This window comes from Streptomyces maremycinicus, assembly GCF_001184025.1.
Lineage (GTDB): Bacteria > Actinomycetota > Actinomycetes > Streptomycetales > Streptomycetaceae > Streptomyces > Streptomyces maremycinicus.
The window spans coordinates 296,523-315,061 of the sequence record NZ_BBYG01000014.1 but is presented as its reverse complement, the minus strand read 5'-3'; the positions used below and the strand labels follow the sequence as shown (position 1 = coordinate 315,061).

The window sequence follows — 18,539 nt, the reverse complement described above, 5'->3', positions numbered from 1 at the left end:
TTGGTCGACGAAATCGTCAACAGCCGTTGTTAGGTTAGCCTAAGCTAAGCACATGTTCGATGGATCGCATCCCCGGGCCGGAAGAAAACGGCCCCCCGCCCGCGCCGCGGGACTGCTGCTGGGTCTGGCGCTGCTGCTCGCGGCCGCCGCCCTCTCGCTGGCCGTGGGCACCCGTCAGATACCGCTCCACCAGGTGTGGTCCGGCCTGTTCGCCCCCACCGGCACCGAGAGCGACGCGATCGTGCGGGACCTACGGCTGCCGCGCACGCTCATCGGCGTGGCCGTCGGGGCGGCGCTGGGTCTGGGCGGCGGTCTCCTCCAGACCCTGACCCGCAACCCCCTCGCCGACCCCGGCCTCCTCGGCGTCAACGCGGGCGCCGCGGCCGCCGTCGTCACCGCCATCAGCGTCCTGGGCATCACCTCGTTCACCGGCTATCTGTGGTTCGCGCTCGCCGGTGCCGCCCTGGCCGCCACCCTCGTCCAGGCCCTCGGCGGCGGCCGGTACGCGACGCCGGTCCGCCTGGCCCTCGCCGGAACCGCCGTCAACGCGGCCCTGTTCGGGTACGTCAACGGACTCCAGCAGTGGGATCTGGGCACCCTGGACGAGATGCGGTACTGGGCCGTCGGCACCCTCGCCAAACGCGATGCCGGCCTCCTGCTCACCGTGCTCCCGCTGCTCGTGGCCGGAGCCGCCCTCGCGCTCTCCCTGGCCCGCCCGCTGGGCGCCCTCGCCCTCGGCGACGACCACGCCCGCGCCCTCGGCACGCGGGTGCGCCGCACGCGGGTGCTGTCCGTCGTCGCCGTCACCCTGCTGTGCGGCGGCGCCACCGCCCTCTGTGGCCCGATCGGCTTCGTCGGGCTGATGATTCCGCACGCGGCCCGCGCCTTCTGCGGCCCGGACCCCCGATGGCTCCTGCCGTACTGCGCGCTCTACGCGCCCGTCCTGCTCCTCGGCTCCGACGTGCTCGGCCGGATCGTCGCGGCGCCCTCGGAGATCGAGGTCGGCACGGTCACCGCCTTCCTCGGCGGCCTGCTCTTCATCCACCTGGTCCGGCGACGGACGGCGGCCCAGCTGTGAGCCTGCTCGAAGACCGCGGGACGCACGGCGGGCCGGACCGGCGGACCGCGGGCGTGCTGCGGGCCGGCCGCTGGTCCCTGCGCTGCGCCGGCCGCACGCTCATGACCTGCACCGTGCTCGCCCTGCTCGCCGCGTGCACCCTGGTGCTCGCCCTCGGGACGGGCGGTTACGGGCTCACTCCCGCCGAGGTGCTCGACACCCTGGCGGGCGGCGGTCCGCCCGGCGCCGGGTTCATCGTGACGGACCTGCGGCTGCCCCGCGCCCTGGTGGCGATCCTGGTCGGCTTCGGCACGGGCCTGGCGGGAGCGGTGTTCCAGTCGCTCACCCGCAACCCGCTCGGCAGCCCGGACGTGATGGGCTTCGGCAACGGTGCCTCGGCCGGCGCGCTCGTCGCGATCATCCTCTTCGACGCGGGCGGACCGCAGACCGCGCTCGGCGCGGTCTGCGGCGGCCTCGCCACCGCGGCGGCCGTCTATCTCCTCGCCTGGCGGCGGGGGGTCCACGGCTACCGGCTCGTCCTCGTCGGCATCGGCGCTTCCGCCGTGCTGGGCTCCGTGACCAGCTTCCTGTACCTGCGCGCCGACATCGGCAAGGCCGCGCAGGCGGCGGGCTGGATGATCGGCTCGCTCAACGCCCGGGACTGGACCGACGTCCGTATCGCCGCGCTCGGCCTGGTCGCGCTCGTCCCGCTCGTGCTGGTGTACGCCCGGCGGCTGACCCTCCTGGAGATGGGCGACGACACCGCGGCCGCGCTCGGGGTGCCCCCGGAACGCAGCCGCCTCGTCCTGCTGTGCGCCGGTACGGGTCTCACCGCGATGGCGGTCGCCGCGGCCGGTCCTGTCCCGTTCGTGGCGATGGCCGCTCCGCAGCTCGCGCGCCGGGTCACGCGCGCGCCGGGGCCCAACCTCCTGCCGGCCGCGTGGACCGGCGCCCTGCTGGTGTCCGCGGCCGACCTGGCCACCCAGCGCCTCACCGGCTCGGCGCTGCTGCCGGTCGGCGTGGTGACGGGCGTGGCGGGCGGCGCGTACCTGGCATGGCTGCTCAGGGGGGAGCGCGGCGCGGGCCGGATATGAGCCGGGGGGGGGACCGCCGGGCAGGGACGGCCGGCCGCGTGCGAGCCCGGTGCCGTGAGAGGTGTCTTCCGTGCGGTGTTCTCCTCGACGCGTCGTCCGTACGGCGGTCCCCTCGGCGCGTCGTCCGTACGGCGTTCCCTCGCACGTCCTCCGTCCGTCGTGGGGGTCGCGCTCACGCTCGGTAACTTACTTGAGTTACGCAATGAGATGGTAAAGTGGGACCCATGTCCACCGAACCGCTCCCGCTGCCCCCCGCCGCGACTCCGCAAGTGGTCGAGATCGAGCGCGCGCTCACGCGCATCACCTACCTGAGCACCCGCGCCCGTCGGCACGACCGGCTGATGACGCTGGCCGGAGTCCCGTTGGACCGCGCCGCCGTGGCGCTGCTGCGGCAGGTCGCCGACTCCGAGCCGCTGCGGCCGGGGGAGCTGGCGCAGCGTTTGGGCGTGGAGGCCTCCCACGTGACCCGCACCGTGCAGCAGCTCCAGAAGTCGGGGTACGTCACCCGGGTTCCCGACCCCGACGACGGCCGGGCCCAGCGGATCCAGCTCACCGAGGCCGGGCGGGCCGCCGTCGACCGGGTCCGGGACGCGGGTGCCCGGGGGATGCAGCTGGCGCTGGCCGACTGGTCCCCGGAGGAGCTGGGGCAGCTCGCCACGCTCTTCCACCGGATGGTCGACGACTTCCTCGCGTACGCCGTGGAGGAGGACACCGAACAGTCAACCGCCCCCCGCGCCTGAGCCTCGGGCGCGGAAGCGCACCACGGCCGACGGCGCGCCGTCGAGCGGCCGACCGGTCTCCCCGCGTGAGCCTCGGGCGCGGAAGTCGGCCAAGGTCGGCCACGGCCGACGACGCCCCTCCGGGGACCGGCTCGCGCAGCCCGCGGGCAGGAACCGGGCGACCGTCGGCGGTACGGGCAGGGGAGCAGCGCCGTTCCGGCCGAACCGGACCCTCGCCGCCATGGGCGTGGCCACCGGCACCGGCGAACGCACACACGACCGTCTGTTCCGCACCGGCGTGCATCGCCGGGCGTCCGGCCACACCCCGGATGCGCCGGGACCCCTCCCGGCCCCGGACACGCCGGGACCCCTCCCGGCCCCGGACACGCCGGGACCCCTCCCGGCCCCCGGACACCACGGGGACCCCTCCCGGCCCCGGACGCGACGGGGACCCGTTCCAACCCCGGACGGGCCCGGGTGTCGTCCTAGAGCCGTACGAAACCGTCGGTCCACTCGTCCTCGTCGAGGGTGTGCTCGTCGATGACGAAACAGTCCGGCTCGTCGGCGAAGCCCGGCAGCAGCCGGGCCCGGCGCCTGCGTTCCGCCGCCTTCTCGGGTGTGGAGTACACGCCGAGCAGCTTGACGTCGTCGCCGTCCTCCTCGTCGACGCGCACGGAGTCCCCGTCCCGGTGCAGGGGCGCCCCGCCCGCACCGGCTTCGTTGCGGTGCCCGATGTGCCACAGCAGATAGACGGTCATCGCGGCAGCCTATCGCCGGCAGTCCGCAACCCCGCCGCGTCCCGGCCGAGTTGGCGGGGGCCCCGACCCCCGGTCCCGCCTCGCGACCCCGCCGCCGGATCCCCGCTTACCCTCCAGTAATGTCGGGCGCCAGGTCATCAGAGGAGGAACCGTGTCCCGGTCCGAACGCTCACCCCTGCTCCTGGCGGGCCTGCTGGCCGGCATGGGCGTAGCCCACTTCGCCGTCCCGCGCCCGTTCGACGCGATCATCCCGCGCTCGCTGCCGGGATCGCCCAGGGCCTGGACGTACGCCAGCGGCGTCGCCGAGCTGGCCCTGGCGGCGGGCGTGGCCGTGCCGCGGACCCGCAGGACGGCCGCGCTGGCCGCGGCCGGGCTCTTCGTCGGCGTCTTCCCCGCCAACGTCAAGATGGCCTGGGACTGGCGGCACCGCCCCGCCCCGCTCAAGGCCGCCGCCGTGGCCCGGCTGCCGTTCCAGGTGCCCCTGGTGATGTGGGCCCGCAGCGTCGCAGACGGTGCGGGCGCCGCGAAGATCACGGAGGGGCGGTCATGACCAAGGCTCCGGAGACCGGCGACCTCGTCGAGGACTTCGCGCTGCCGGACGAGACCGGCACGGTGCGCAGCCTGACGGACCTGCTCGCCGACGGGCCGGTGGTCCTCTTCTTCTACCCCGCCGCCCTCACCGCCGGCTGCACGGCCGAGGCCTGCCACTTCCGTGACCTGGCGGCCGAGTTCGCCGCAGTGGGCGCCCGGCCCGTCGGGATCAGCGGGGACACCGTCGAGCGCCAGCAGGAGTTCGCCGGGCGGCACTCGCTCGGCATGCCGCTGCTGTCCGACGCCGACGGGGCGGTGCGGGAACGCTTCGGTGTGAAGCGCGGCTTCTCCCTCGCCCCCACCAAGCGGGTCACCTTCGTCATCGGGAAGGACCGCACCGTCCTGGAGGTCGTGCGCAGCGAGCTGCGGATGAACACCCACGCGGACCGCGCTCTCGACGCGCTGCGCGCCCACCGCGCCTGAGCGACGGGAGCCGGAGGCCCGGGCGGCCGGGGAGCGCCGTGCGTCCCCGGTCGGGCCGTCGCGGTTGATGCGCCGGAACAATGGGACCATTCTGGACGACATGGAGCATGTCGTCGCTGCGGCGGTCATCGATGCTCACGGCATCGTGACGGGCTGGAGCGAAGGTGCGCGGCTGCTGACGGGCCACACGGCCGCGGAGGCCGCGGGGCGGGCGGTGACCGATCTGCTCGCCGAGGAGCTCCCGCCGCTCCCGGCGTCGGCGTGGACCCGGCCGGTCGTCGTACGCCACCGTGACGGCCGGTCCGTCACCCTGACCGTCACCGCCTGCCCGGTACTGGGCCCCGGCGCGGAGCACACCGGCTGGACCCTCACCGCCGAACGGCCCTCCGCACCGGAACCGACCCTCGCGGGGCGGGCCTTCCAGCAGGCGTCCATGTCGATGTCCGTCTTCGACCCCCACCAGCACTATCTGCGGCTGAACGAGGTCGCCTGCAAGGTCATGGGCGTCTCCGAGGACGACCTGCTCGGCCGCCACTTCCCGGACACCGTCCAGGAGGCCGAGCACAGCCGGGGCTTCGACTGGCACCTGCGCCAGGTCGCCGAGACCGGCCGGCCGATCCGCTACGAGAGCTGGACCGGCGCTCCCTCCCTCAACCGGGAGCACGCGTGGACCACCGAGATGTGGCCCGTGCGCGAGCCGTCGGGCGAGGTCGTCGGTGTCGCCCTGGCCGCCTTCGACAGCACCGAGCAGTACCTGGCCCGCCAACGGCTGGCCCTGCTGAACGAGGCCGCCGCCTCGATCGGCACCACCCTCGACATGGTGCGCACCACCGAGGAGGTGGTCGATCTCCTCGTTCCCGGGTTCGCCGACTTCGTCAGCGTCGACCTGCTGGACTGGGTCCTCGGCGCCGACGAGCCGCCGCCCGTCCCGGAGGGCGAGGTCGTGCTGCGCCGGGTCGCCCACGGTTCCGCCCACGAGGGCACCCCCGAGGCGGCGGTCCGCCTCGGTGAGAACGACGTCCATCCGCCCTTCAGCCCGCCCGCGCGCGCCCTGCGGGAGGGGCGCGCCGTCCGCCTCCAGGCGGGGGAGCCCGATTTCGTGCGGTGGCTCGCCGAACGCAACGCGCGCGCCCCCGAGGGACGCCGTCACCGGACCGGCGTCCACTCGGTGATCTCGGTGCCCCTGCGGGCCCGCGGCACCGTCCTCGGCGTCCTGGTGGGCGTCCGTATCGCCCATGCCGACGACTACGAGGCCGACGACGCCGTGTTCGCCGAGGAACTGGCCAGCCGGGCCGCCGTCTGTATCGACAACGCCCGCCGTTTCGCCCGCGAACGCACCACCGCCCTCGCCCTCCAGCACAGCCTGCTGCCCCGGGGCCTGCCCGGACAGGCGGCCGTCGAGGTCGCCCACCGCTATCTGCCCAGCGGCTCCACGGCCGGCATCGGCGGCGACTGGTTCGACGTCATCCCGCTCTCCGGCTGCCGGGTCGCCCTCGTCGTCGGCGACGTCGTCGGCCACGGCATCCCGTCGACGGCGACCATGGGCCGGCTCTGCATGGCCGTGCGCACGCTCGCCGACGTGGACCTGCCGCCCGACGAACTCCTCACGCACCTCGACGACCTCGTCACCCACCTCGCCGCGTACGACGACGCCGGCGAGGACGTCGCGGAACTCGGCGCCACCTGCCTCTACGCCGTCTACGACCCGGTCAGCCGCTGCCTCACCCTCGCCGCCGCCGGGCACCCGGCCCCCGCCCTCGTCCTGCCCGACGGGACCGCGCAGCTGGTCCGGATGACTCCCGGGCCCCCGCTCGGAGTCGGCGGACTGCCCTTCGAGGCGGTCGAACTGGAGCTGCCCGAGGGCGCGGTCGTCGCCCTCTACACCGACGGCCTGATCGAGGACCGCGACCGGGACGTCGACCGTGCCACCGGCGAGCTGTGCAGCGCGCTGACCGCACCCGCCGCCTCGCTCGACGCCCTCTGCGACACCGTGCTCAAGGCGGTCCTGCCCGATGAACCCAGTGACGACGTCGCCCTGTTGCTCGCCCGCACCCGGGCGCTCGGCGCGGACCAGGTCGCCACCTGGGACGTCGAGCGCGATCCCGCCCAGGTCGCCGCCACCCGCCAGGCGGCGACCGAGCAACTGACCGCGTGGGGCCTGGAGGAGGCCGCCTTCGTCACCGAACTCGTCGTCAGCGAACTCGTCACCAACGCGATCCGCTACGGCGCGGCCCCCATCCGGCTCCGTCTGATCCGCGACCGCACCCTCATCTGCGAGGTCTCCGACGGCAGTTCCACCTCCCCCCACCTGCGCCGCGCCCACGCCTTCGACGAGGGCGGGCGCGGTCTGCTGCTCGTCGCACAGCTCACCCAGCGCTGGGGCAGCCGGCAGACGGACCGGGGCAAGACGATCTGGGCGGAGCAGTCACTGGAGCCCGGGTGACCGCCGCGCGCCGGGCCTCAGAACTCCTCGTGCACCTCGGGGTCGCCGCCCAGTCGCCGGTGCGGACGCCGCGTGATCGCCGCCACTTGCTCCGGGCCGAGCTCGAAGCCGAAGACGTCGAGGTTGGCCCGCTGCCGCTCGGGACTGGACGACTTGGGGATGGGGACCGCGCCGAGCTGGAGGTGCCAGCGCAGCACGACCTGGCCCGGCGTCACGCCCAGCGACTCGGCGACCGCCACGACGGCCGGGTCCTCCAGGAGCGCCGAACCGCGGCCCAGCGGGCTCCAGCTCTCCGTGCGGATTCCCCGGGCCTCGTGGAAGGCCCGCAACTCGTCCTGCGGGAAGAGCGGATGCAGCTCGATCTGGTTGACGGACGGCAGCACCCCGGTCTCCTTCTCCAGCCGCTCGATGTGCCCGGCGGTGAAGTTGGAGACACCGATGGAACGGACCAGGCCCTCCTCCCGGAGCTTGATCATCGCCCGCCAGGAATCGACGAACCGGTCGACCCGGGGAAGCGGCCAGTGGATCAGGTACAGGTCCACGTACTCGAGCCCGAGCCGCTCCCGGGACTCCTCGAAGGAGGCGAGGGTCTCCTCGTAGCCGTGGTGGCGGCCGGGCAGCTTGGTGGCCACCACGATCTCCTCGCGCGGCACCCCGCCCCGGGCCACGCCCCGCCCGACCCCGGTCTCGTTGCGATAGTTCGTCGCCGTGTCGACGAGCCGGTAACCCAGACGGAGCGCCTCGGCCACCGACCGCTCCGCCTCCGCGTCGTCCATCGGCCAGGTGCCCAGACCCAGGGCCGGGAGCTTCGTACCGTCGTTGAGCGTGTACTCCGGGATGCTGCTCACCAGGGGACCTTTCCTCGACTGTGCCGTGCGTGCCGTCCCACCAGCCTCACCGATGAGGCCGGGATCGATCAACCGGAGGCCGCCCGGGGCGGGCGCGCCTCTCCCGTACGGGTGTCCGAACGCCCTGTCGCCAGGCCGACGATTCACTGTCACGATCTTCCCGGAACAGTGACGGACGACGAGTGAAGACGAGCGGAGCACGCATGACGACGGACAGCCGGGCCACCCCCTTCGACGACCCGACGGCCGAGGAGGCCGCGCAGGCGGTCGGCGTGGAGGTGAGGCCGGTCGCCGGACACATCGGCGCCGAGATCGGGGGCGTCGACCTGGCCGCGGGGCTCGACGACGCCCGGGTCGCCGTGATCAGGGCGGCGCTGCTGCGCTGGAAGGTGGTGTTCTTCCGCGGGCAGCGCCTCGACCACGCGGGACACGTGGCGTTCGCGCGGCGGTTCGGCGAACCCGTCGTCCTGCGCGGGCGCGGCAGCGCCTCCCCGGCGGACTTCCCGGAGATCGAGACCACCGCGGACCGCCTCGAACTGGGCGGCAGGTTCGGCATGGAGCACGAGGAGTGGCTCCGGCGCCGCCGGCACACCCTGCTGCGCGGCTGGCACTGCGACCACGGCGCCCGCGTCGACCCGCCGGCCGCGACCATCCTGCGCGCCGAGACCGTACCGCCCTACGGCGGTGACACGACCTGGTCCAACCTGGCCGCCGCGTACGCCGGACTCTCCGCGCCGGTGCGGGAGTTCGTGGCGGGGCTGCGCGCCGAGCACCGGCTCGGCGTCGGCTACCAGCCCCGCCCCGGCGACGACGCGTACGTCCGCCATCTCCTCGATCACCAGGTCGCCTCGGTGCACCCCCTGGTACGCGTCCACCCCGAGACGGGGGAGCGCGTGCTGTACGTCAACGGCTACTACGTCGAGCAGATCACCGACCTGTCCCGCGCCGAGAGCCGGGCGATCCTGGACATGCTCCTCGAGGAGGCGACCCGGCCCGAGTACACGGTCCGCTTCCGCTGGGAACCGGGCAGCGTGGCGTTCTGGGACAACCGCGCCACCATCCACCTCGCGCCGAGCGACAACGCCCATCTGGGCTTCCCGCGCACGATGCACCGGGTGATGCTCACCGGCGACATCCCCGTCGGCGCGGACGGCAGGCCGTCCGCGCCGGTGACGGGAACCGAGCCGGGCCGCTGGTGAGGGTCCTCACGCTCCGGCGCCGGGCCGCCATCCCAGCGCCGGACCCAGCTTCGTCGCCATGTCGGTGAGGATCTGCACGTAGTCCTCGTGCCCGAAGGTGAACGGCAGGGCGAAGGCGACCTCGTCGATCTCGCGGAACGCGGCATGGGCGTGCAGGCGTTCGGCGATCTCGTCGGAGGTGCCCACCAGGTCGGGGGCGAACAGCAGCCGGGCCGGGCCCTGCGGCGAGGCCGTACGGGGGAGCCGCTTCGCCGCGAACTCCTCGTATCTCGCGCGTTGTTCGGGGGAGGCGGAGTCGGTGGGGATGACCACGAGCCCCTGCGACACACGGGCCGCCTCGCCGTCGGGATGGGCGGCCCGGAAGGCCTGGACGTGTGAAAGCTGGATCTCGGCGAAGTCCCTGGTGTCGTCCGGGCCTTCGGCCTTGACGACGCTGCTGGTGAGGAAGTTCATGCCGTGTTCCCCGGCCCACCGGGCCGAACCCGGGCTGCCCCCGCCGTACCACAGACGGCGGCCCAGACCGGGGGAATGCGGCTGCACCCGGTCCGAGAACACCTCGAAGCCCTCGACCCCGCTGAAGTCGGTGGCGGGCTTGCCGCGCACCAGGTCCAGCAGCCGCCGCACCCGCTCGTACCCGAAGTCCTCCGCCTCGGACGTATCGGGGTACAGCGCCTCCTTGACCTGCTCGTAGTGCATCGGCGGGCCGACGCTCACCCCCGGGTTGAGCCGGCCGCCGGCGAGGATGTCGACGGTGGCCAGGTCCTCCGCGAGGCGCAGCGGGTTCTCCCAGCCCAGCGGGATCACCGCGGTGCCGAGCTCGATGCGGCGGGTGCGCTGCGAGGCGGCCGCCAGGACGGCGACGGGGGAGGAGATGCCGTACTGGAGGTGCCGGTGGCGCACCCAGGCGCTGTCGAAGCCGAGCCGCTCACCCAGCTCGATGATCTCCAGCGTGGTCTCGTGGCCCCGGCCCGGATCGTCCGCGTCGAACAGCCCGATGGTGAGGAAACCCAGCTTGCGCAGGGGGCGTGAGGTCGAAGGCACGGGGGGCTCCTCCATGGTTCGACGGCACGGTACGGCCGTACAGGTGTTCTCCGTGGATTGTCGCAGGCGCGGCGTCAGACCAGCGGGATCGTGACCTCGTCCTCGACCGGCGGGTTCAGCTCCTGGGCGCGGTTCCCGGTGGCCGCGAAGCAGCGCAGCCGGACCGACTCCGGGGTGACGTCCAGCCGCAGGAAGCACTTGAAGAACGGCGGGCTGTACGTCACCGAGCTCGGCGAGAAGAGCTGGGTGTAGATCTTGCGCACCGGGAGCCGGAACCGCTTGCGGTGCTCGGGCCGGCTCCCCGTGCCCAGCAGACCGGCCAGCAGGCGGATCCGCCGCGTCACCCTCACCTCCGGGCCCGGGGAGCGGGTCGGCGGGATGCCCAGCCGTTCGGCGACCACCGCCTGGGCCTCGGCCTCGGTGAGGGCGAAGAAGCGGCGCAGCCGCAGGCGGCGCCCGTAGAGCCGGCTGTAGAAGGCGAGGGAGTCACCGCGCAGCGGATAGCAGCGGAAGTCCCGCTCGGTGACGCCGGCCACCGACACCCGGGGGATGGTGTGCGTGGCGTGCATGAAGGCGCCCCCGCCGCCCGAGACCACGTACTGGAGGGTCCGCCCGTCCGCCAGACGCACCGGGTAGCGCTGGTAGTTGTGGATGTCACCGCCGATCGCCGCCACGTAGTGGTGCTCGGGGGCGCTGACGATGTCGTCCACGGTGCCGCCCCCTTCGATGGGGCACGGGTGGTGCTCGCCGTCGACGTAGAGGGGCGAGCCGGTGATGAGGATCTTCGGGCGCGGACCCTGGGACACCGTCCGCAGCCAGGCGCCCTGTTCGGCGTCCAGCGTGCCCAGCAGCCCGGTGTCGATACCGATGATCCGCACCGGTCCGGCGTCGATCGCCCAGTAGGGACCCGGCTGCACCGCCTGTTGACCCGCCGCCGACCTCAACGCGCGTGCTTCCGCGAGGCGTTGCCCGTCCTGCGGACGCGGCCGGTGCCACAGCAGGGAACGCAGCCGGGCGCGGCTGAGGGGGCGTGGCGCGGGCTCGGCGGGCAGGGGTGGCGCCTCGCCGCAGAAGACCCGCATGAACGCGCCCAGGTCCTCGTACCAGTCGTGGTTCCCCGGTATCGCGTAGATCGGCGCCGGGTAGTCCCGGTAGGGGCGGAAGAACTTGGTGCCGTAGTCGTCGGCGCTGCCGACCGGATAGATGACGTCACTGGCGAGCACGGCGAAGGACGTGCCCTGACTCGCCCTCAGGAAGCCCGGCACGACGGCGTACTGGGGATCGTCGCCCTCACCCGTGTCACCGATGACCATGAAGGAGAAGCTGTCCGGGTCCGTGCGCCGGATCACCTTGTCGGCGGGCGCGCCGGCCGCCGCCCGCTGCGCCACCAGGCGCCCGCGGGTACGGCCCGTCGGGTCCCCGAACCACGACGCCAGCACGCCGTTGCGGGCGGCCCACAGCATCCTGGGATCGAGCCACGAGATCTTCTCGGTCCGGTCCGGCATGAGCTGTCGGTACGCGCCTCGGTCGGCGCCGACCCAGCCGGCGCCTTCGGCGGTATCGCGTGAGGAGTCAGACACCGGTGCACCGTAGCAATGATCCACAGTGCGGCAGGAGTCCACCCGCACGGGTTCATGCACCGGCATCTAATGCCCTTGACATCTTCCGGGGCCGACCACGTAGGTTGAAGCGATCTGTCACCCAGGGCGGAGGCCCCGATGCGCGCACCCGGCACGACACCGCACGGTGTCGGCACGGGCACGCCCCTGATCACCCGACGTCACGTCGACTACTGCCGTACCGCCTCCGCCGTCTGTCCTTCCGCACGTCGCTGACCCCCGCCGGCCCGCCGGGCCGGCCGACTCGTCGTGCCCCCGGAAGGAACTCCCGTTGTCCGGTCCCGCCCTGCGGCTCGCCGTCGAACTCGACGGTGACGGCGCCCACCCCGCGGCCTGGCGCCGCGCCGCCCACTCGCCCGACCATCTGCTCACCCCGCGCCGGGTGGCCCGCGTCGCCGCCGCCGCGGAGAACTCCGGGTTCACCCTGATCACCCTGGAGGACGGCGCGCTGCCGCCCGGTGGCGCCCCCGACATCGTCGGCCGCATCGGGGCGGTGGAGCGGGCCGCGTTCGTCGCCGCGTCGACCGGCGTCATCGGTATCGCACCCGTCGTACCGGTCACCTACGCCGAACCCTTCCACGTCTCCAGCCAGTTGGCGTCCCTCGACCACATCTCGGTAGGCCGCGGCGGCTGGGTGGTGGGCGAGGAGGAACGTCCCGAGGCGGCCCGGGTCTGGGGCCGTCCGCAGGTCGACGGCGAGGCCGCCCGTGCCCGGGAGTCCCGCGACGGAGTCGAGGTCGTCCGCGCCCTGTGGGACTCCTGGGAGGACGACGCGGTGGTCCGCTCCGTCGCCACCAGCCGCTACCTCGACCGCGACCGGCTGCATTACGTGGACTTCACCGGCGACACCTACACGGTGAAGGGCCCGGCCATCGTGCCGCGCCCGCCCCAGGGACAGCTCGTCGTCCTCGGCCGGCCCGACCGCGTCCCCGCCCGGCAGCTCGACGTCGCCCTCGTCGAGGGCCGCGACCTCACCGAGGTCGCCGCGGCCGCCGCGGACGTCGGCGCACCCCGTGTCTTCGCCGAGATCGAGATCGCCCTCGACACGGCCCACGCCACCGCCGAGGAACGTGTCGCCGACCTCGAACAGCACGCGCCCTGGGCCGACCGGGGACGGCTGCGCCACATCGGCTCGGCCTCCGGACTCGCCGTCCTGCTCGGGCGGTTGCGGGGCGTCGTGGACGGCGTGCGCCTGCACCCGCTCGTACTGGACGAGGATCTGCCGGAGCTGTCCCGGCTCGTCCTGCCCCACCTCTTCGAGCGGCGCATCGCCGTACGCCCCCTGCCGGGCGCGTCCCTGCGCACCCACCTGGGCCTGGACCGCCCCGCCAACCGCTACGCCGCCGGCCCGGACCTCGAGGCCCTTCAGGAGACCCGATGACCCGCACCGACCCCCTCGACGTCCCGCGGCCCGACGCCCGCCTGCACTTCGGCGTCTTCTTCCAGGGCGTCAACCACTGGACCATCTGGTCCGACCCGGCCAGCGGCTCCCAGATCGACCCCGCGAGCTTCCGGAAGGTCGCCCGGACAGCCGAACGCGGCCTGTTCGACGCGTTCTTCCTGGGGGAGGGGCTGCGGCTGCGCGAGGTCGACGGCCTGATCCACGAACTCGATGTCGCCGGACGGCCCGACGCCATCACCCAACTCGCCGCGCTGGCCGCCGTCACCGAGCGGATCGGCCTGGTGAGCACCTCCAACACCACCTTCAACGAACCCGCCGACCTGGCCCGCCGGCTCTCCGGCCTCGACCTGCTCTCCGAGGGCCGCGCCGGGTGGAACGTGGTCACCACCGACAACGCCTGGACCGGGGCCAACTTCCGGCGCGGCGGCTACCTCGACCACGCCGACCGCTACCGGCGCGCCGAGGAGTTCCTCACCGTGGCCCGCGCCCTGTGGGACGGCTGGGCCGACGGGGCCGTCGCCGGCGCCGCGGACGCCCCCGGCTGGGCGGCACCGGAAGCCGTGGGCCGGGTCAGGCACCGGGGAACGCAGTTCGACGTCGACCTCGCGCCCACGCTGCCGCGCAGCGCGCAGGGTCACCCCGTGATCTTCCAGGCCGGGGACTCCGGCGAGGGACGTGACTTCGCCGCCCGCAACGCCGACGTCGTGTTCTCCGCGCACGGCAACGACTTCGACGACGCCCTGGCGTTCGCCGAGGACCTCCGGCGGCGGCTGCTCGCCGCCGGCCGACCCGCGGACGATCTGCGCATCCTCCCCGGCACGGAGATCATCATCGGTGCGACGGAGGCGGAGGCGCTGGAGAAGAAGCGTTGGATCCGCCTCCAACAGGTCACCCCCGCAACGGCGTTGGGGGTCGCCGGTCTGCTGTGGGGCATCGACCTCTCGGACCGGGACGCCGACGGCCCGCTGCCCAAGGAGGACCCGGTCGTCGCCGAGAACGACGGCTCCTTCGGCGCCCGGCGCGTCGCCGACCCCCGCGCGGTGGTCGCCGAGTGGCGCGAGAAGGCGGAGACCAACGGCTGGTCGCTGCGCGAGGCCGTCATCGCCCTCGGCCCGCAGCGCGGGCACGTCGGCACCCCCGCCGGGCTCGCCGACAGGTTCGCCCACTGGGTGCGGCACGGCGCCGTCGACGGCTTCAACGTCACGCCGTACCTCATTCCGGACGGGCTCGACGACATCGTCGACCTGCTCGTCCCCGAACTCCAGGAACGCGGTGTCTACCCCACCGCGTACGCGGGCCGCACGCTGCGTGAGCATCTCGGCCTGCGGGAGCCGCTCACCCGCCGCTCCACGACCGACGGACGGCGGGCGGGTTGACCGGCTCCTCCGCCGGGCCGGTCCGCCCCGATCCGGCGCCCCGGTTCCACTCGCCGTCGCCGAGCACCAGCAGCGGATCGAACATCACCACCACCCCGGCCAGCAGGAGGAAGACCACCGGTCCGATCAGCATCGGCAGCAGCAGTGAGGTGGGGCTGTCCCCGGCCCACGACGAGCTCGAACCGTGCACATGGACGCTGACCGCGGCCATCGCCGTGTAGTGCATCCCGGACACGGCGACGCCCATCACCAGGCTGGCGCCCAGGCTCGTCAGGAACCCGCGGATCGTGACGGCCGCCCACAGGGCGGCGGTCGCGGCCACCACGGCGATCAGCACCGAGAGGGCCACCGTGCTGGGGGCGTACTCGATGTCGCCGTTGAGCTGGAGGGCCGCCATGCCCAGATAGTGCATGGCGGCCACTCCGATGCCCGTGACGACCCCGGCGAGCGACAGCGCCCCCCGGCCGGCGCCCCGGTAGCCCACGATGAACACCCCCACGCCGACCACCGCGACCGCCACCGCGAGGCTGAGCACGGTCAGACCGACGTGGTAGCCGATCCGTGTCTCCTCCACCTGAAACCCGATCATGGCGATGAAGTGCATCGTCCAGATACCGCAGCCGATCGAGGCGGCGCCCAGCGCGAGCCAGCCCGGTTTCCACGAGCCGCCGTCGAGCAGCGTCCGCACGATGCAGCGCAGCCCCAGAGCCCCTCCCAGACAGGCCATCACAAAAGCCGCCACCGGGGTCACCACCCCGTACCGGAAGCCGTCTATCGTGCCTTCCATCATCAACTCCCCCCAGAGTGACGACTGTTCGTGGAGAACGTGTCTACGGGTAAGGCAGTGGTGAAAGCAAGCGTTTCCTGAGAGTCGGGGGCCGCGGGTACGCCGCGGTCGTCGGCTGCCCCGCGGTCACCGCAGGGTGAGCGGGGTCTCGGCTGCGAAGCGGGTCAGTTTCTCCGGATTGCGGACGTAGTAGAGGCCGGTGATGAGGGCGTCCTCGACGCGGATCGCCATGACGCCGTCGAACACGCCGTCCAGGTGTACGACGAGCGCCGGATTGCCGTTGACCACGGTGGGACCGAGAGTGAACGTGCTCGCGGTCCTTCCGGTGCCGCCGATGACGAGGCGGGCCACCTTGTCGGCGCCGATCACCGGCCGCGGCGCGGCGTGTTTGACGCCGCCGCCGTCCCCCACGTAGACGACCTCGGGGGCGAGCACGTCGAGAAATCCCTGAAGGTCCCCGGTCTCGAACGCGCGCCGGAACGATTCCACGGCCGCCCGGGTCTCGTCGGGGGAGACCGCCCGCCGGGGGCGGCGGGCGTCGACGTGCTTGCGGGCGCGGTGGGCGATCTGGCGGACGGCGGCGGGGCTCTTGTCGACGGCGGCCGCGATCTCGTCGTAGCCGACGTCGAAGGCCTCGCGCAGGACGAAGACGGCGCGTTCGGTGGGTGACAGGGTCTCCAGGACGAGCATCAGCGCCATCGACACGCTCTCGGCGAGTTCGACGTCCTGGGCCACGTCCGAGGCGGTGAGCAGCGGCTCCGGCAGCCAGGGGCCGATGTAGGCCTCCTTGCGGCGCGTGAGGGTGCGCAGCCGGTTGAGGGCCTGGCGGGTCGTGATCCGCACGAGGTAGGCGCGCCGGTCGCGGACCCGGTCGAGGTCGACGTCGACCCAGCGCAGCCAGGTCTCCTGGAGGACGTCCTCGGCGTCCGCCGCCGAGCCGAGCATCTCGTAGGCGACCGTGAAGAGGAGGTTGCGGTGGGCGACGAACGTGTCCGTCGCCGGATCGGCGGCGTCCTCGCGCATGTCCGCAACCGTCTCCCTCACGGTCGGCCCTGTTCGCCGCGCGCGTTCAGATGTGCCTTGACGGTCGGCGCCTGGTTCCGCTCGGCGCGCCGCAGTTGCCGGCTCCTGGCGGTTCCCGGGGCGCGGTGCAGCTTGTAGCCACCGGGCGTGTGGGCTTCTTCCGCGAGGTGCCTGATGATGCCCCGGCACACGAGTTCCTTGACCTTCGCGCCGGGGCGGCCGGGGATGTGGAGCCCCACCGCGACGTCGGACGTGTCGGCGAACTGGAAGATGCCGGCGCGTCGGCCCAGGCTGATGCACTGGGCGCCGAAACCCTGCTTGAGGGGCGCGGGCCGCTCGCCGGCGATCCGGCTGAGCACCGTGTCGGCGGCGCGTGCGCCCAGGGGCATCGCGGCCTGGCAGCTCATCCGCAGCGGTAGGTCCGACGGTGCCGCGGAGTCCCCGGCCGCGACGATGCGCGGGTCGTCCACGCTGGTCAGGGTCTCGTCGGTGCGCAGGCGGCCCAGGGCGTCGGTGCTCAGCCCGCTGCGCGCGGCCAGGTCCGGCACACCGAACCCGGCGGTCCAGACGGTCACCTCGCTCGGCAGCTCACGGCCGTCGGCGAGCCGTACGGTGTCGCGGGTCACCTCGGTCACCAGGGTGTCGGGGCCGTCGAGCACGGTCACCCCGAGCGCCGCCAGCCGCCCGGCGACCGCACGGCGTCCCCGCGGGTGCAGATACGGGTTGAGCACGCCGCCGCAGACCAGGGTGACGGTGCGGCCCGTCTCCGCCAGCTCGGCGGCGGTCTCGATGCCGGCCGGACCGGCGCCGACCACCGTCACCGGTGCCGACACGGGCGCGGCGGCCAGGACCTGCCGCAGCCGCTCGGCCTCCTCCAGGGTGGCGACGGGGTAGGCGTGATCGGCCACGCCGGGGACGTTCCGGCCGGCACTGCCGCTGCCCACGGCGTAGATCAGGTAGTCGTAGCCGAGCGTGCCGCCCGACGCGAGCGTCACCTGCCGTCCGGCGGCGTCGATCCTGGTCACGGAGTCGACCGTCAGCCGGACACCGTCGGCCAGCACCTTCCGGTAGTCGACGACGGCGTCGTCGGAGCCGCCGACCAGTTGGTGCAGGCGGACGCGGTGGACGAAGGTCCGGCGGGGGTTGATCAGCGTCACGGTCACGTCGTCGCGCTGGGTCAGGCGGTTGGCCGCCATCACGCCGGCGTAGCCGCCGCCGATCACGACGACTTCGGAGTTCCCGGTCATGGTGTCTCCTCCAGGCTCATCCCTGTTCGGTGGTCCGGCCTCAAGACACCGCGTCTTCCGTCCCTGTGACAGGGTGTGAGCCGGATCACCTCGAAGGGGGGCCGCTGTCACCGCACTTGGTCGGCTTCGTCCACGACGACAAGGCCGCCGATGCCACCTGTACGTCCGTCGTCAACACGGCGAGGCCGTCCGGACGCCCGTCCCGCCGGTGACGGCGCGCCGATCCGTCGGGTCCTGAGCCCGGTCACGGTGGCGACTGCTCCAGCCGTAGATCGTGATCTCGATGGTGAGGGGCGCCGAGGCGACAGCAGGACAGCGTCGACCATCCGGCCGGGACCGCCCACGCCGTCGGCTCCTTCTCCCTCTACCCGAGTTCACCGAGACGGAGCGCGTCCCTCATCGCGCTGAGCTTCGCGGTCGTCGCCGGGGTCCCCTCCCGCGCTTGTCCGGCGAGTCGGAGGGCGTCGTCGATCTCGCCGAGCTTGGCCGAGGACAGGACGCCCGCCCGCTCCATCAGGTCGTCCCGTGACACAGTGGTCAGCCACGTGCACGGGGTGAAGCCCGGACGCGGGAACGCGAGCCGCAGCACGCCTTCGAACGGCAGCCCGTCGGCGGCGCCGACCGTCACTTCGATGCCCAGACCGCTCATGTCGACGCCCGCCGGAGCGACGACCTGCATCACCCGGATCCCGGACGCGTCGTCTCCCGACAGCAGTACGACCAACCTCCGCTCGTCGAACCGGACCCACCAGACTTCGCCACGTTGCACAGGACCTCCGGACACAGGAAGGCAGACAGACGCCGCGCGACCCTAGCTGATACCGCTCACTTGTCGCGAGATCCGACGACTGTTCATCACGCTCGTCGTCCAACGCGTCTTTGATCCTGTCCACCGGCCTGGCCGGTCCGTCC

Annotated in this window: 18 protein-coding genes; 10 read left to right on the top strand and 8 right to left on the bottom strand. The window is 73.3% G+C overall.

Annotated elements, in window-relative coordinates; genetic code table 11:
* Positions 1-52 precede the first annotated feature (52 nt).
* From AOQ37_RS19645 to AOQ37_RS41835, 3 genes are all read left to right on the top strand, one after another.
* A complete protein-coding gene (locus AOQ37_RS19645) occupies positions 53-1,078 on the top strand; it encodes a FecCD family ABC transporter permease (RefSeq protein ID WP_062645866.1) in 1,026 nt (341 codons plus the stop codon).
* A gap of 101 nt (positions 1,079-1,179) precedes the next feature.
* A complete protein-coding gene (locus AOQ37_RS19640; protein ID WP_078890289.1) occupies positions 1,180-2,151 on the top strand; it encodes a FecCD family ABC transporter permease in 972 nt (323 codons plus the stop codon).
* A gap of 224 nt (positions 2,152-2,375) precedes the next feature.
* Positions 2,376-2,891, top strand: coding sequence for a MarR family winged helix-turn-helix transcriptional regulator (locus AOQ37_RS41835; RefSeq protein WP_062645865.1), 516 nt, complete (start codon positions 2,376-2,378; stop codon positions 2,889-2,891).
* 464 nt (positions 2,892-3,355) lie between these two features.
* Here AOQ37_RS41835 and AOQ37_RS41830 read toward each other — a convergent pair whose 3' ends face one another.
* Positions 3,356-3,628, bottom strand: coding sequence for a DUF7336 domain-containing protein (locus tag AOQ37_RS41830; RefSeq protein ID WP_062645864.1), 273 nt, complete (start codon positions 3,626-3,628; stop codon positions 3,356-3,358).
* A 151-nt stretch (positions 3,629-3,779) separates the two neighbouring features.
* Between AOQ37_RS41830 and AOQ37_RS19625 the strand changes: the two genes are divergently transcribed.
* The 3 genes from AOQ37_RS19625 (at position 3,780) to AOQ37_RS19615 (ending at position 7,085) form a co-directional block, all read left to right on the top strand.
* On the top strand, positions 3,780-4,178 hold the full coding sequence (locus AOQ37_RS19625) for a DoxX family protein (protein ID WP_062645863.1): 399 nt from the start codon (positions 3,780-3,782) through the stop codon (positions 4,176-4,178).
* Entirely contained in the window at positions 4,175-4,642 is a 468-nt protein-coding gene (locus AOQ37_RS19620) for a peroxiredoxin (RefSeq protein ID WP_062645862.1), read from the top strand. Before AOQ37_RS19625 ends, AOQ37_RS19620 begins: the two co-directional genes overlap by 4 nt.
* A 100-nt stretch (positions 4,643-4,742) precedes the next feature.
* Positions 4,743-7,085 carry an ATP-binding SpoIIE family protein phosphatase gene (locus AOQ37_RS19615; protein ID WP_062645861.1) on the top strand — a complete coding sequence of 781 codons (2,343 nt, stop codon included), beginning with the start codon at positions 4,743-4,745 and terminating at the stop codon, positions 7,083-7,085.
* Positions 7,086-7,102: 17 nt separating this feature from the next.
* Here AOQ37_RS19615 and AOQ37_RS19610 read toward each other — a convergent pair whose 3' ends face one another.
* Complete coding sequence (locus AOQ37_RS19610; RefSeq protein ID WP_062645860.1) at positions 7,103-7,933, bottom strand: aldo/keto reductase; 831 nt, start codon at positions 7,931-7,933, stop codon at positions 7,103-7,105.
* A 203-nt stretch (positions 7,934-8,136) separates the two neighbouring features.
* Between AOQ37_RS19610 and AOQ37_RS19605 the strand changes: the two genes are divergently transcribed.
* A complete protein-coding gene (locus AOQ37_RS19605) occupies positions 8,137-9,132 on the top strand; it encodes a TauD/TfdA dioxygenase family protein (protein ID WP_062645859.1) in 996 nt (331 codons plus the stop codon).
* A gap of 6 nt (positions 9,133-9,138) precedes the next feature.
* On the opposite strand, the gene AOQ37_RS19600 is transcribed toward AOQ37_RS19605, so the two are convergent.
* Both AOQ37_RS19600 and AOQ37_RS19595 read right to left on the bottom strand, forming a co-directional pair.
* Entirely contained in the window at positions 9,139-10,173 is a 1,035-nt protein-coding gene (locus tag AOQ37_RS19600; protein ID WP_062646070.1) for an LLM class flavin-dependent oxidoreductase, read from the bottom strand.
* Positions 10,174-10,247: 74 nt separating this feature from the next.
* A complete protein-coding gene (locus tag AOQ37_RS19595; protein WP_062645858.1) occupies positions 10,248-11,753 on the bottom strand; it encodes a metallophosphoesterase family protein in 1,506 nt (501 codons plus the stop codon).
* Between the two features lie 138 nt (positions 11,754-11,891).
* Between AOQ37_RS19595 and AOQ37_RS42145 the strand changes: the two genes are divergently transcribed.
* The 3 genes from AOQ37_RS42145 to AOQ37_RS19585 are packed head-to-tail and all read left to right on the top strand — an operon-like array spanning position 11,892 to position 14,570.
* The gene (locus AOQ37_RS42145; RefSeq protein ID WP_374701517.1) at positions 11,892-12,008 is read left to right on the top strand and encodes a putative leader peptide; all 117 of its coding nucleotides are present in this window, start codon (positions 11,892-11,894) and stop codon (positions 12,006-12,008) included.
* Positions 12,009-12,063: 55 nt separating this feature from the next.
* Positions 12,064-13,173: an LLM class flavin-dependent oxidoreductase gene (locus AOQ37_RS19590; protein ID WP_062645857.1), complete on the top strand. Its 1,110-nt coding sequence runs from the start codon at positions 12,064-12,066 to the stop codon at positions 13,171-13,173.
* Positions 13,170-14,570 (top strand): NtaA/DmoA family FMN-dependent monooxygenase, encoded by a 1,401-nt coding sequence (locus AOQ37_RS19585; protein ID WP_062645856.1) that lies wholly within the window; start codon positions 13,170-13,172, stop codon positions 14,568-14,570. Before AOQ37_RS19590 ends, AOQ37_RS19585 begins: the two co-directional genes overlap by 4 nt.
* Here the strand turns inward: AOQ37_RS19585 and AOQ37_RS19580 are convergent.
* The 4 genes from AOQ37_RS19580 to AOQ37_RS19565 all read right to left on the bottom strand — a co-directional run bounded on the left by AOQ37_RS19580 (position 14,530) and on the right by AOQ37_RS19565 (position 18,396).
* Positions 14,530-15,357, bottom strand: coding sequence for an MHYT domain-containing protein (locus AOQ37_RS19580; protein ID WP_062645855.1), 828 nt, complete (start codon positions 15,355-15,357; stop codon positions 14,530-14,532). The two genes, AOQ37_RS19585 and AOQ37_RS19580, sit on opposite strands and share 41 nt — an antisense overlap.
* A 126-nt stretch (positions 15,358-15,483) precedes the next feature.
* Entirely contained in the window at positions 15,484-16,380 is an 897-nt protein-coding gene (locus AOQ37_RS19575) for an RNA polymerase sigma-70 factor (RefSeq protein WP_062645854.1), read from the bottom strand.
* Positions 16,381-16,397: 17 nt separating this feature from the next.
* Positions 16,398-17,627 (bottom strand): NAD(P)/FAD-dependent oxidoreductase, encoded by a 1,230-nt coding sequence (locus AOQ37_RS19570; protein ID WP_062645853.1) that lies wholly within the window; start codon positions 17,625-17,627, stop codon positions 16,398-16,400.
* 364 nt (positions 17,628-17,991) lie between these two features.
* Positions 17,992-18,396, bottom strand: coding sequence for a putative type II toxin-antitoxin system PemK/MazF family toxin (locus tag AOQ37_RS19565; RefSeq protein WP_062645852.1), 405 nt, complete (start codon positions 18,394-18,396; stop codon positions 17,992-17,994).
* Between the last annotated feature and the right edge of the window lie 143 nt (positions 18,397-18,539).

What these genes read in the sequence shown, in the direction of transcription:
- AOQ37_RS19645 (WP_062645866.1), top strand. Translation starts at nt 53, where the DNA reads ATGTTCGATGGATCGCATCCCCGGGCCGGAAGAAAACGGCCCCCCGCC.
- AOQ37_RS19640 (WP_078890289.1), top strand. Translation starts at nt 1,180, where the DNA reads ATGACCTGCACCGTGCTCGCCCTGCTCGCCGCGTGCACCCTGGTGCTC.
- AOQ37_RS41835 (WP_062645865.1), top strand. Translation starts at nt 2,376, where the DNA reads ATGTCCACCGAACCGCTCCCGCTGCCCCCCGCCGCGACTCCGCAAGTG.
- AOQ37_RS41830 (WP_062645864.1), bottom strand. Translation starts at nt 3,628, where the DNA reads ATGACCGTCTATCTGCTGTGGCACATCGGGCACCGCAACGAAGCCGGT.
- AOQ37_RS19620 (WP_062645862.1), top strand. Translation starts at nt 4,175, where the DNA reads ATGACCAAGGCTCCGGAGACCGGCGACCTCGTCGAGGACTTCGCGCTG.
- AOQ37_RS19615 (WP_062645861.1), top strand. Translation starts at nt 4,743, where the DNA reads ATGGAGCATGTCGTCGCTGCGGCGGTCATCGATGCTCACGGCATCGTG.
- AOQ37_RS19605 (WP_062645859.1), top strand. Translation starts at nt 8,137, where the DNA reads ATGACGACGGACAGCCGGGCCACCCCCTTCGACGACCCGACGGCCGAG.
- AOQ37_RS42145 (WP_374701517.1), top strand. Translation starts at nt 11,892, where the DNA reads ATGCGCGCACCCGGCACGACACCGCACGGTGTCGGCACGGGCACGCCC.
- AOQ37_RS19585 (WP_062645856.1), top strand. Translation starts at nt 13,170, where the DNA reads ATGACCCGCACCGACCCCCTCGACGTCCCGCGGCCCGACGCCCGCCTG.
- AOQ37_RS19580 (WP_062645855.1), bottom strand. Translation starts at nt 15,357, where the DNA reads ATGGAAGGCACGATAGACGGCTTCCGGTACGGGGTGGTGACCCCGGTG.
- AOQ37_RS19575 (WP_062645854.1), bottom strand. Translation starts at nt 16,380, where the DNA reads ATGCGCGAGGACGCCGCCGATCCGGCGACGGACACGTTCGTCGCCCAC.
- AOQ37_RS19570 (WP_062645853.1), bottom strand. Translation starts at nt 17,627, where the DNA reads ATGACCGGGAACTCCGAAGTCGTCGTGATCGGCGGCGGCTACGCCGGC.